Raw genomic sequence first — 11,735 nt, 5'->3', positions numbered from 1 at the left:
CGCACCAAGGGTCCGTCTCTAGGGTGAGCACATGACCACGTTCCCCGCGCTTCAACCCCTCGCCGACCGAGCCGCGTTCTTCACCGCGCTGCGGCAAGACGACCTCGGCACCGCCGCCGACGCCCTCGGTCCCCACCGCTGGGACACCGACCTCGCGGCGGGCACCCTGACCTTCAGCGCTCTCGACGACCCGAACCGCACGCTCGTCGCCCGCGCGCACCTCGTCGCCTCGATCGCGCCGGGACCGCGCTCGGTGCTCTGGGGATGGGCGCACCCGAACGGCGGCGGCGACCAGAACCCGGCCGCTCGCCTGCGCGCGTACGGGCAGGAGCACGGCATCGCCGAGCTGTCCTCCCCCGAGGCCCCGTTTCCCGCCGACGCGGCCGGAGACGCCGACTGGATCGCCGAGGCCTCGCACGTCATCGCCGGAGTCGCGGTCGAGGTGACTGGCCGATCACCGTACTATTCCGCACCGGTCGGAGACGCGGGCACGCGCGCGGTCCTGCTCCTCGACGCCCCGCTGCCGCCTCTGACCGTCGCGCACGCGGGAGTCCGGATGCCGCGCATCCTGTCGACCACGACGCCCGCCGACCCGCGCAGCTCGGTGTGGGACCTCGCACGCCTGGCCGGCTGGACCCTGGAGTGGGCCGATGGCGCCTTCTCGGCGGCCACCGTGCAGGATGCCACGGGGTCGATGACGTTCCGCTTCGACGAGCACGCCCGCATCACGGCGATGGAGAGCTCGCTGGGCGGCGCCGCGGCCTGATTCGCGTTCCGCGGAAACGATGAAGGGGGCCGGACGATCCGTCCGGCCCCCTTCATCGCGCGTCAGTCTTCGTCGTCGTCCTCGTCGTCGTCGTCACCGATGATCTCGATGTCCTCGACCTCGAGCTCGGGCGTGAGCTGCACGTGCACGAGCGCGTCGGGGAATGCCGTCTCCCCCGCGAACACGACGATGATCGCGTCGGCGAAGATGCCCACGCCGATCGCCTCGAGGTCGGTGCGCAGGTCGATGTCCGCGCTCAGCTCGTCGTCGTCCACCGCCTCCTCGATCTCGGTGGCGATCTCGTCGACGATCGCGCTCCAACGGTCCTCGGTCACCGAGAGGATGTCCTTCAGGTTGGACAGGATGCCGTCGAGGTCGGGCTCGTCCTCGTCGTCGATCTCGGGGTCGAGGTCGACCTCCACCTCGACGCCGGCGGCATCCAGGTGTCCGACACCGATCACGCTGTCTTCGTCGATCTGGGCGTCGTCGAGCAGGCCGCTCTCGGTGACGCGGCGGAGGAGGTCGTTCAGCACGGACTCAGTCATGCACATACGATCCCACGGGGAGAGGGATCCTGCCCAGCCCTTGCACGCGAGGCTCCGTCCGTTCGCTCGGCGGTCGCACCCCGTTCACCGTCAGACCGCGGCGGCGCGCTCCGCGGCCTCGACGACGTTCGTCATCAGCAGGGCGACCGTCATGGGTCCGACGCCGCCCGGGTTGGGCGACACGAAGCCCGCGACCTCAGCCACGTCAGGGTGCACGTCGCCGTAGACGCGGGACTTCCCGGTCTCGGGGTCGGTCTCGCGCGTCACGCCCACGTCGAGCACCGCGGCGCCCGGCTTGACGTCTTCGGCGCGCACGATGTGCTTCACGCCCGCGGCGGCGACGATCACGTCGGCCTCGCGCAGGTGCTTCGCGAGGTCGGCCGTACCCGTGTGGGTCAGCGTCACGGTGGCGTTGATCTCGCGGCGGGTGAGCAGCAGGCCGATCGAACGGCCGATTGTGACGCCGCGGCCGACGACCACGACCTCCTTGCCCTTCAGGTCGTAGTCGTTGCGTAGCAGCAGCTCGATCACACCGCGCGGGGTGCACGGCAGGGGCGTGAGGATCGGCGCGTTGACGTTGAGCACGAGGCGTCCGAGGTTCGTGGGGTGCAGGCCGTCGGCATCCTTCGCCGGATCGATGCGCTCGAGGATCGCGTCGGTGTCGAGGTGCTTCGGCAGCGGCAGCTGCACGATGTAGCCATGGCAGGCGGGATCGGCATTGAGACGGTCGATGACGGCCTCGACCTCCTCCTGAGTGGCCTCGGCGGGCAGTTCGACCTGGATGGAGTTCATCCCGATCGCCTCGGACTGCTTGTGCTTCATGCCGACGTACAGCTGCGAGGCCGGGTCGGCGCCCACGAGCACCGTCGCGATACCCGGGATGATCCCCTTCTGGCGCAGGGCGGCGACACGCTCGGTGAGCTCCGCCTTGATCGCCGCCGACGCGGCCTTACCGTCGAGAATCGTCGCCGTCATGGCATCCCTCTTCCTGGGTGTCGATGGGTCGTGCGGGGTGTGCCCACGCATGAACGCTCCGTGACGCATAAACGCCATCCACTCACGTAAACGCGCTCTCCCCGTGTTTCTGTGCGCGGATCGCGTTTATGCGTGCGGTCCCGGGGCGGGGGCGGTGCGGCGGACCGCACGATCCGCGTCAGCGGAGGAGCGGATGCCGGGACGGGGCCGCCGCGTTGACGGTCCCGCCCCGGCGGGGCTCACTGCTGCAGGTCGGGGTACAGCGGGAACGCCTCGGTCAGCTTCGCCACGCGCGCGCGCAGGGCCTCGACGTCGGCGCCGGGGATCAGCGCGAGCGCGATGATGTCGGCCACCTCGGTGAACTCCGCGTCACCGAAGCCGCGCGTCGCGAGCGCCGGAGTGCCGATGCGCAGACCCGAGGTCACCATCGGCGGGCGCGGGTCGTTGGGGACGGCGTTGCGGTTGACCGTGATGTGGATGTCATGCAGCAGGTCTTCGGCCTGCTTGCCGTCGATCTCGGCCTCGCGGAGGTCGACGAGCACGAGGTGCACGTCGGTGCCTCCCGAGCGCACGGCGATGCCGGCGTTCTTGACGTCGTCCTGGGTGAGACGGTCGGCGAGGATCGCCGCACCGCGGAGGGTGCGCTCCTGACGCTCCTTGAATTCGGGCGTCATCGCGAGCTTGAACGCCGTCGCCTTGGCGGCGATCACGTGCATGAGCGGACCGCCCTGCTGCCCGGGGAAGACCGCGGTGTTGATCTTCTTCGCCAGCGCCTCGTCGTTGGTGAGGATGAGGCCCGAACGGGGGCCGCCGATCGTCTTGTGCACGGTGGTCGAGACGACGTGCGCGTGCGGGATGGGGCTCGGGTGCACGCCCGCGGCGACGAGACCGGCGAAGTGCGCCATGTCGACCCACAGGAGGGCGCCCACCTCGTCGGCGATCGCGCGGAAGGCCGCGAAGTCGAGCTGACGGGGGTACGCCGACCAACCGGCGATGATGACCTTCGGCTTGTGCTCGACGGCGAGGCGGCGCACCTCGTCCATGTCGATGACGCTGGTCTCGGGGTCGACGCCGTAGGCGACGATGTCGTAGAGACGGCCCGAGAAGTTGATCTTCATGCCGTGGGTCAGGTGACCGCCCTGGTCGAGGGCGAGACCGAGGAGCGTGTCGCCGGGGCGGGCGATCGCGTGCAGCACCGCGGCGTTCGCCGAGGCACCGGAGTGCGGCTGGACGTTCGCGAACTCGGCACCGAACAGCTGCTTCGCCCGCTCGATCGCGAGCGACTCGGCGACGTCGACCTCTTCACAACCGCCGTAGTAGCGGCGACCCGGGTAGCCCTCGGCGTACTTGTTGGTCAGTACCGAGCCCTGCGACTGCAGAACCGAGACGGGAACGAAGTTCTCCGACGCGATCATCTCGAGGAATCCGCGCTGACGGTTCAGCTCGCGCTCGAGCACCTCGGCGATCTCGGGGTCGACCTCGGAGAGGGGGGCGTTGAAGTACGGATCGGTCATGCGATCTCCTTGACGATGGTTCCGGATGCCACGGACTCGGCGAGTCCGCGGAGATACCGCATCGACCCAGGCGTGCGGTCGAATACCGTCAAGCGGTCGCTCCCCGGTGGTGTCCCACCTCAACGCCAGTCGCGACGGTGCCACTTTAGCGGGTAAAGGTGTCCGCATCCCTCGTGTTCCGGCATCCACTGTTCCTGCACAGGATCGCTGTCGGCTCGATGGCGAAAGAGTCGGGAGGGTGCGCCGACCGGCCCGCGTAAAATGGCGGGGTGACCGACTCCCCCAACGTCCGCGCGCAGGCACCGCTCGCTCCCGGCATGCGCCCGCGTCCGACCGCGATCGAGATCGGCAGCGTGCTCTGCGGGATCTTCGCATTCGTGACCCTCGCGATCTGGGGCTTCACCGCGTGGCCGCTGCCGTGGAACATCGTCGCGGGGATCGGCGCCCCCCTCCTCGCGATCCTGATCTGGGCCCTGTTCGTGTCGCCGCGCGCGGTGCTCGCGGTGCACCCCTTCATCCGCGCCCTCGTCGAGCTCTTCGTGTACGCCGCCGCCACCGTCGCGTGGTGGAGCATGGGCCAGGCGTGGATCGGCCTCGGCTTCGCGATCGTCGCCGTGGTCCTCGGCGCGCTGAACGGCCGGCGGCGTCTGGCGTGAGCGCCGACGGCGCGGCGGCGACTCCCGCGCGGGGTGCGGCGGATGCGACGCTCGCGCTTCTCCGCGCCGAGCTCGGCGACCGCGTCGACACCTCCCCCGACGCTCTGGCCGCCGTCCGCGCCGACAAGTCGGGCCACGCCTCCGACGGCACGCCCCTCGCCGTCGTGCACGCGGCATCCGTCTCCGACGTGCAGGCGGTCATGCGCATCGCGACCGCGACGCGGACTCCCGTGGTGCCTCGCGGTGCCGGGACGGGTCTCGCGGGCGGAGCGAACACGGGGGGCGGTGAGATCGCCCTCTCGCTACGCGGCATGGACCGGCTTCTCGAGGTGCGCCCCGACGACCTCCTCGCGGTGGTCGAGCCGGGCATCGTCAACGCCGAGCTCAACGCCCTTCTCGAGCCGCACGGCGTGTGGTGGGCTCCCGACCCCGCGAGCCGCGCGATCTCGACGGTCGGTGGCAACATCGCCACGGGTGCCGGCGGCCTGCTCTGCGCGAAGTACGGCGTCGTGCGCGACGCGGTCCTCGGCGTCGACCTCGTGCTCGCCGACGGCCGGCTGATGCACCTCGGCCATCGCAGCGTGAAAGGCGTCACGGGTCTCGACCTCACCTCTCTCGTGATCGGCTCCGAGGGCACTCTCGGCGTGGTGGTGGGAGCGACTCTCAAGCTCCGACGTCTCGTCGAGGGCGAGCGCGTCACCCTCACCGCGCTGTTCGACGGGGTGCGCGCCGCCGCCGTCGCGTCCGCCGCGGTCACGGCATCCGGAGTCCAGCCCGCGATCATGGAGCTGATGGATGCCAGGTGCCTCGCGGCCGTGCACCGCCTGCTGTCACTCCCCGAACCGCCGCAGGGCGCAGCTCAGCTCACCATCCAGACCGACGGTCCGGTCGCCGCTGCCGAGGCGCGCACGATCGCCGAGGTCCTGACCGCGGCCGGCGGGAAGGTGTCCGTCGCCGCCGACGATGCCGAGGGTGAGGAGCTTCTCGCCGTGCGCCGATCGATGCATGCCGCCATGGAATCACTCGGCACCACCCTCATCGAGGACGTCTCGGTGCCGCGCACCGCCCTGCCCGCGATGTTCGACGAGATCGCGCGGATCGAGCAGAAGTACGGCCTCGTCATCCCGACCGTCGCGCACTCCGGCGACGGAAACCTGCACCCGAACTTCGTCTTCGAGGGTCCCGACGTGCCGCCGATCGTGTGGGAGGCGGCCGAGGAGGTGTTCCGCGCGGCGCTGGAACTCGGTGGCACGCTCACCGGAGAGCACGGGATCGGCGTGCTCAAGCGCCGCTGGCTCGCCGACGAGCTCGGGGACGATCAGTGGCAGCTGCAGCGCGAGATCGCTCGCGTGTTCGATCCCCTCGGCATCCTGAATCCGGGCAAGGTCTTCGCCGCCTGACGTCCGTTCGATGGACGCGGCCGCGAGCCCCGGGCTGCATCGTCCTCGACGTGATAAGACCGTGATAAAGCTCACGGCGCACACGCAACACTCGCCTTTAGCATGAGAAGACTGACTATCGGGGGGTTTGACTTATGACCGACGGCGCGAACAGCACCGACGGCGCGACGTACGCGTGGGCACCGCCCGAGCCGAAGAAGCGCAAGAACCGATCGGGCCTGTGGATCGGCATCCCGGCGGGCGCGACCGCCGTCGCGCTGCTGGCGGCATCTTTCGTCCTCATCGCCCCCGGAGCCTCCGTCGCCGGCGTGCAGATCGGCGGCCTCACGGCGGGAGCCGCGGCCCAGGCGATCTCCGACCGACTGGCGAACACGAGCATCGCGGTCGAGAGCCCGGCGGGCTCGGTCACCGTGACCGGTGCCGAGCTCGGCGCCACGGTCGACGCGCAGGCCATCGCCGACAAGGCGTTCTCCGAGAACCCGATGTGGAAGCCCTCGTCGTGGTTCCCCGAGGGCACGGGTGTCGCGATCAACGTCGACCCCGCCAAGGCCGCGGCGGCACTCCGCGACCTCGCCCCCGACACCTACAAGGCTCCCGTCGACGCGACCGTCGCGTACGACGCCGGTTCGCAGTCGTACGTCGCAACTCCCGCGCAGCCCGGTGAGGGCATCGACCCAGCCGCGGTCACCGCCGCCCTCCAGAGCGCCTTCGACGCCGGCACCGTCAGCACGACCGCGCAGGCGGGCGTCGTCCCGGTCGAGGCCCCGGTCACCACCGAAGAGGCCGACGCGGCCGTCGCGCAGCTGAACGGCATCCTCGACAACGCCGGCTTCTACGTCGGCGACGAGCGCACGGTCCCGGTCGACCGGGCCACCGCCGCCTCGTGGCTCACGATCACGCCCGACGGCACGGGTGACTTCGCGATCTCCGCCGACGAAGCGGCGATCCAGCAGGCCGTCGCGGGCCTCCCCGCGGCCGTCGACCGCGGCGCGGTGAACGCGGACGTGATCGTGGACAAGGGTGGCGAGGTCATCCACACGAACACCGAGGGCCAGACCGGACGCGCACTCGGCGACACCACGGGGATCGCCGCGGCCTTCGCCTCCCAGCTCGCCGAGGGCAACGGACGATTCGCCCTGACGGTGAGCGAGACGCCGTTCGAGACGACGAAGACCGAGCGCTGGATCGATGTCAACCTCAGCACCCAGACCACGACGCTCTGGCAGAACGGGCAGGTCTATCGCTCCTGGTCGATCTCGTCGGGCGCGGGCGAGCACGCCACCCACACCGGCGAGTTCCGCATCGGCTGGAAGACGTCGATGCAGGACATGGGCTGCGTCCCCGGCTACGACTACTGCACGAAGGACGTCCCCTGGGTTTCGTACTTCAACGGTGACGAGGGCTTCCACGGCACGTACTGGCACAACAACTTCGGCACGCCGATGAGCCACGGTTGCATCAACATGACCATCTCCGCCGCGAAGGAGCTCTACGACTGGGCGTACCGCGGTACCGAGGTGTCGGTCCACTACTGAGCCCGGACACGCGAGGGGGCGGATGCCATGGCATCCGCCCCCTCCGTCGTCTCCGCGCCCGCACCCCGGGCCCGAGCAGCCCCCGTTGAGCGTCCAAAACACGCCGTAATCGGGGCGGCCGTTACGGCGTGTCTTGGACACTCGACCGGTCCCGGCGGGCCGTGGGACGCGGGCGCGATCCCGCCCGGGGGCGCGTCGCGACGGCAGAGGGGCGGATGCCAGTGGCATCCGCCCCTCCCGGGTTCAGCGTGTCAGCGACTCAACGCAGCGCGTCGACCACCGCGTTCAGGGTCGCGGACGGGCGCATGACCTTCTCGACGAGCGCGGTGTCGGGGCGGTAGTAGCCGCCGATCTCCGCGTGGTGGCCCTGGACCGCGTTGAGCTCGGACACGATGGTCTGCTCCTCGGCCGCGAGCTTCTCGGCGACCGGCGCGAAGACCGCGGCGAGGTCGGCATCCTTCGTCTGCTTCGCCAGCTCCTGCGCCCAGTACAGCGCGAGGTAGAAGTGACTGCCGCGGTTGTCGATCGTGCCGAGGGCACGGCCGGGCGACTTGTCGTTCTCGAGGAACGTGCCGGTCGCGGCATCCAGGGTCTCGGCGAGGACGCGAGCGCGTTCATTGCCCGTGGTGTCGGCGAGGTGCTCGAGAGACGCCGCGAGGGCGAAGAACTCGCCGAGCGAGTCCCAACGGAGGTAGTCCTCCTGCACGAGCTGCTGCACGTGCTTGGGAGCCGAACCGCCGGCGCCCGTCTCGAACAGGCCACCGCCCGCGAGCAGCGGGACGATCGAGAGCATCTTGGCGCTCGTGCCCACCTCGAGGATCGGGAACAGGTCGGTGAGGTAGTCGCGCAGCACGTTGCCCGTGACCGAGATCGTGTCCTCGCCGCGGCGGATGCGCTCGAGCGAGTACTTGGTGGCCTCGGCGGGGGCGAGGATCTCGATCGTGAGCCCCTCGGTGTCGTGGTCGGCGAGGTACTCGTTGACCTTGGCGATGAGGTTGCGGTCGTGCGCGCGGTTCTCGTCGAGCCAGAACACGGCGGGCGCGCCGGTCGCGCGGGCGCGGGTCACGGCGAGCTTCACCCAGTCGCGCACGGCCACGTCCTTGGTCTGCGTCGCGCGCCAGATGTCGCCCGCGTTCACCTCGTGCTCGAGCAGCACGTCGCCGTTCGAGGCGACGACCTGCACGCGGCCGGGCGCGGCGATCTCGAAGGTCTTGTCGTGGCTGCCGTACTCCTCGGCGGCCTGGGCCATGAGCCCGACGTTCGGCACCGAACCGATCGTGGCCGGGTCGAGCGGGCCGTTGGCGATGACATCCTCGATCGTCGCCTGGTAGACCCCGGCGTACGAGGAGTCGGGGATGACGGCGAGGGTGTCGTCCTCTCCCCCGTCGACGCCCCACAGCTTGCCGCCGTTGCGCACGAGGGCCGGCATCGAGGCATCCACGATCACGTCGGACGGAACGTGCAGGTTGGTGATGCCCTTGTCACTGTTGACGTACGACAGGCGGGGGCCGGATGCCAGGGCGTCGCGGATCTCGGAAGCGATGGCGTCGCCACCTTCGACGTTCGCCAGACCCGCGAGGATCGAGCCGAGACCGTCGTTGGGCGTGAGACCGGCAGCAGCGAGGGCGTCGCCGTGGCGGTCGAATACGTCGGCGAAGAACGCCTTGACGACGTGGCCGAAGATGATCGGGTCGCTGACCTTCATCATCGTGGCCTTGAGGTGCACCGAGTAGAGCACGTCGTCGGCCTTCGCCTGCTCGAGCGTGTCGGCGAGGAACGCGTCGAGGGCCGCGGCCGAGAGGAAGGTGGCATCCACGATCTCACCCTGGAGGACCTTCAGGCCCTCCTTGAGCGTGGTGACGGTGCCGTCGGCGGCGACGTGCTGGATCGACAGGACGTCGTCGTCGGCGATCACGACCGACTTCTCGTTCGAGAAGAAGTCGTCGTGGCCCATCGTGGCGACGCGGGTCTTCGAGCCTTCGCCGAACGGCTTGTTGCGGTGCGGGTGCTTCTTCGCGTAGTTCTTCACCGCGAGCGGGGCGCGGCGGTCGCTGTTGCCCTCGCGCAGCACGGGGTTCACCGCGGAACCCTTGATGCGGTCGTAGCGCGCGCGCACGTCTTTGTCTTCGACGCTCGTCGCCTCGTCCGGGTAGTCGGGGATGTCGTAGCCCTGCGACTGGAGCTCGGCGATCGCGGCCTTGAGCTGCGGGATGGATGCCGAGATGTTCGGCAGCTTGATGATGTTCGCCTCGGGCAGCGTCGCGAGACCGCCGAGCTCGGCGAGCGCGTCGCCCACCTGCTGCTCGGGGGTGAGGCGCTGGGGGAAGGCCGCGAGGATGCGGCCGGCGAGCGAGATGTCGCGGGTCTCGACGTCGACCCCCGCCTGCTTCGTGACGGCCTGCACGATGGGCAGGAACGACGCGGTGGCGAGAGCCGGCGCCTCGTCGGTGTACGTGTAGATGATGGTGGAATCGGGCACGTCAGATCTCTCCGTAGAGGCGGCCAGGGTGTGGTTTCAGCCTATCGCACCTCGGCAAAGTCTCTTGATGTCAAGATAATTCGGTGGTCGCCGCGACGGCCCCTTGCGGGTTTCGTCCGTGACTCTGCGGCATCCCGAAGGTTGCACACCCCCGTCGGGCCGATAGCCTGGGCGCATGGCCGACCTTCGTCTCGTCGAACTGTCCGCCGCCACGATCGTGGCGGTCAACACGCTGTCGTTGAAGCCCGGACAGGAACAGTTCCTGGCCCCGGTGAGCTACGGCATCGCCGCCACCGTCATGAACCCCTCGACGTCGTGGCAGCGCGTGGTGCTCGACGGCGACGAGGTCGTGGGCTTCGTCAGCGCCAACTTCGATCCCGACGCGCACGAAGAGCACTTCCGCTCCGTCCTCTGGCGCATCAACGTCGACGCGGACGAGCAGGGCCGCGGCGTCGGCAGCTACGCGATCGCCGCGGTGCTCGCCGAGGCGCGCGAGCGCGGCATGGACCACGTCGACGTCATCTACGAACCCGGCGTCGGTGGCCCCGAGGCCTTCTTCCAGCGCGTGGGCTTCCAGCCCGTCGGCGAGACCGAGTACGGCGAGGTCATCGCGCGCGTCAGCGTCTGACGCGCGGCGCGTGGGCTGATCAACAGAATCGGATTCGGGCAGCGGATTCGGCTCAGATCCGCTCGCTCGTCCGAATCCGCTGCACCGTTCCGATTCGGTGACGGCGGGGCCTTCCCTCCACAAATGCGAACTTCCCCGAGCCGTGCACCGTTGACCGCTGTTGCCACGCGGCGCGACGCTCGCGCGGGCAGGGTGAAGCGATGGACATCGCGAAGTGGGTGGCAGAGCATGGCGGCATCGTGCATCGGCAGCAGATTCTGGATGCCGGTGTCCCCGCGAGTCGTCTGCGCACAGCCATCACGCGGGGCGAGGTCGACCGGGTGCGGCGTTATTGGGTCGCCTCGACGAACGCTCCGGCCGCCCTCGTGCAGGCCGCGCGGTCGTCGGCACGGCTCGCGTGCGTCAGCGCCGCAGCGTTCCGCGGGTGGTGGATCCCCCCGGGCGTCGGCGATTCGCTCCATGTCACCGTGAAGGCCGACGGGCGCCCTCCGGGAGAGGGTGTCGTCGCGCATTGGTCGTCGCCGCTCGTCCCGCTGCCGCCGCATCAGCTCGTCGAGTCGATGCTCGACAGCCTCGAGCACGTGGCAAGCTGCCTATCGTTCGAACAGGCCCTGGTCGTGTGGGAGTCGGCGTTGCGCCGCGAACGGTTGCACCCGGACGTCATCGCCAACGTCAACTGGCGCTCGCCCGTGGCGCGCCGACTCGCCTCCGTCTCGCGGGGGGAGTCCGACTCTGGGCTCGAGACGATCTTCGTCGTTCGTCTCTCTCCGTGGGGCGTAGCGATCCGCCAGCAGGTGTTGATTGCGGGACATCACGTCGATGTCCTGATCGGCGATCGACTCGTCGTCCAGCTCGACGGCTTCGCCTTCCACTCGACCCCCAAAGACCGACAGCGCGACCTCGACCACGATCGAGAGCTCATCGCGCGCGGGTACACGGTCTTGCGCTTCACCTATCGCGACGTCGTAGCGGACTGGCCGGCCGTCGAGAGGGTCATCGCGACCGCTCTCGCCCAGGGCCTCCATGTAGCGGCGTGAGTGCAGCTCGGAGCAGGCCGGGTGGCGCGAGGCGACCGGAACCACGAGCAGATTCGGATCGGCGCACCGGAATCGGATGTCGTCAACTCCCCCATCCGAATCCATCATGCGGAGCCGATTTTGGTGAATCGCGTCGGGCTGGGTCGGCCGGGTGGGCTGGCTGGCTGTGGTGGGCTGAGCCGGGCTCGACGGGGTGCCCG

Annotated in this window: 10 protein-coding genes and 1 riboswitch; of the genes, 6 read left to right on the top strand and 4 right to left on the bottom strand. The window is 69.7% G+C overall.

Annotated features, from left to right (window positions below; all coding sequences use genetic code 11):
- Positions 1-31: 31 nt before the first annotated feature.
- Positions 32-766: a DUF6882 domain-containing protein gene (locus ACMW4R_RS07500; protein ID WP_418299566.1), complete on the top strand. Its 735-nt coding sequence runs from the start codon at positions 32-34 to the stop codon at positions 764-766.
- Between the two features lie 62 nt (positions 767-828).
- Here the strand turns inward: ACMW4R_RS07500 and ACMW4R_RS07495 are convergent, their stop codons facing one another.
- From ACMW4R_RS07495 to glyA, 3 genes are all read right to left on the bottom strand, one after another.
- Complete coding sequence (locus ACMW4R_RS07495) at positions 829-1,311, bottom strand: hypothetical protein (protein ID WP_058614208.1); 483 nt, start codon at positions 1,309-1,311, stop codon at positions 829-831.
- Positions 1,312-1,401: 90 nt separating this feature from the next.
- Positions 1,402-2,286, bottom strand: a complete 885-nt coding sequence (locus ACMW4R_RS07490; protein ID WP_058626231.1) for a bifunctional methylenetetrahydrofolate dehydrogenase/methenyltetrahydrofolate cyclohydrolase — start codon at positions 2,284-2,286, stop codon at positions 1,402-1,404.
- Positions 2,287-2,525: 239 nt separating this feature from the next.
- Complete coding sequence (gene glyA / locus ACMW4R_RS07485; protein WP_058614210.1) at positions 2,526-3,800, bottom strand: serine hydroxymethyltransferase; 1,275 nt, start codon at positions 3,798-3,800, stop codon at positions 2,526-2,528.
- A 57-nt stretch (positions 3,801-3,857) separates the two neighbouring features.
- Positions 3,858-3,943, bottom strand: a riboswitch (ZMP/ZTP riboswitch).
- 126 nt (positions 3,944-4,069) lie between these two features.
- Here glyA and ACMW4R_RS07480 point away from each other — a divergent pair.
- The 3 genes from ACMW4R_RS07480 (at position 4,070) to ACMW4R_RS07470 (ending at position 7,391) form a co-directional block, all read left to right on the top strand.
- Entirely contained in the window at positions 4,070-4,456 is a 387-nt protein-coding gene (locus ACMW4R_RS07480) for a YrdB family protein (protein WP_081317485.1), read from the top strand.
- Positions 4,453-5,856, top strand: coding sequence for an FAD-binding oxidoreductase (locus ACMW4R_RS07475; RefSeq protein WP_418299565.1), 1,404 nt, complete (start codon positions 4,453-4,455; stop codon positions 5,854-5,856). The genes ACMW4R_RS07480 and ACMW4R_RS07475 overlap by 4 nt, the downstream gene beginning before the upstream one ends.
- A gap of 134 nt (positions 5,857-5,990) precedes the next feature.
- Complete coding sequence (locus ACMW4R_RS07470) at positions 5,991-7,391, top strand: L,D-transpeptidase family protein (RefSeq protein ID WP_418299564.1); 1,401 nt, start codon at positions 5,991-5,993, stop codon at positions 7,389-7,391.
- A 259-nt stretch (positions 7,392-7,650) separates the two neighbouring features.
- Here the strand turns inward: ACMW4R_RS07470 and ACMW4R_RS07465 are convergent, their stop codons facing one another.
- Entirely contained in the window at positions 7,651-9,870 is a 2,220-nt protein-coding gene (locus ACMW4R_RS07465) for an NADP-dependent isocitrate dehydrogenase (RefSeq protein WP_363337796.1), read from the bottom strand.
- Positions 9,871-10,045: 175 nt separating this feature from the next.
- On the opposite strand from ACMW4R_RS07465, the gene ACMW4R_RS07460 reads away from it, so the two are divergent.
- Both ACMW4R_RS07460 and ACMW4R_RS07455 read left to right on the top strand, forming a co-directional pair.
- Positions 10,046-10,498, top strand: coding sequence for a GNAT family N-acetyltransferase (locus ACMW4R_RS07460; protein WP_058596430.1), 453 nt, complete (start codon positions 10,046-10,048; stop codon positions 10,496-10,498).
- A 200-nt stretch (positions 10,499-10,698) separates the two neighbouring features.
- Entirely contained in the window at positions 10,699-11,535 is an 837-nt protein-coding gene (locus ACMW4R_RS07455) for a DUF559 domain-containing protein (RefSeq protein WP_418299563.1), read from the top strand.
- The last annotated feature ends 200 nt before the right edge of the window (positions 11,536-11,735 follow it).

The sequence above is a fragment of the Microbacterium sp. S1037 genome (genome assembly GCF_048381605.1).
In the GTDB taxonomy this organism is placed as follows: Bacteria; Actinomycetota; Actinomycetes; order Actinomycetales; family Microbacteriaceae; genus Microbacterium; species Microbacterium testaceum_B.
The sequence above is the reverse complement of the archived record's forward strand: the minus strand, read 5'-3'. Positions and strand labels throughout refer to the sequence as shown.

Bases quoted from the DNA above. Each gene is read 5' to 3' on its own strand.
- ACMW4R_RS07455 (WP_418299563.1), top strand. From the start codon at position 10,699: ATGGACATCGCGAAGTGGGTGGCAGAGCATGGCGGCATCGTGCATCGG.
- ACMW4R_RS07460 (WP_058596430.1), top strand. From the start codon at position 10,046: ATGGCCGACCTTCGTCTCGTCGAACTGTCCGCCGCCACGATCGTGGCG.
- ACMW4R_RS07500 (WP_418299566.1), top strand. From the start codon at position 32: ATGACCACGTTCCCCGCGCTTCAACCCCTCGCCGACCGAGCCGCGTTC.
- ACMW4R_RS07495 (WP_058614208.1), bottom strand. From the start codon at position 1,311: ATGACTGAGTCCGTGCTGAACGACCTCCTCCGCCGCGTCACCGAGAGC.
- glyA (WP_058614210.1), bottom strand. From the start codon at position 3,800: ATGACCGATCCGTACTTCAACGCCCCCCTCTCCGAGGTCGACCCCGAG.
- ACMW4R_RS07470 (WP_418299564.1), top strand. From the start codon at position 5,991: ATGACCGACGGCGCGAACAGCACCGACGGCGCGACGTACGCGTGGGCA.
- ACMW4R_RS07490 (WP_058626231.1), bottom strand. From the start codon at position 2,286: ATGACGGCGACGATTCTCGACGGTAAGGCCGCGTCGGCGGCGATCAAG.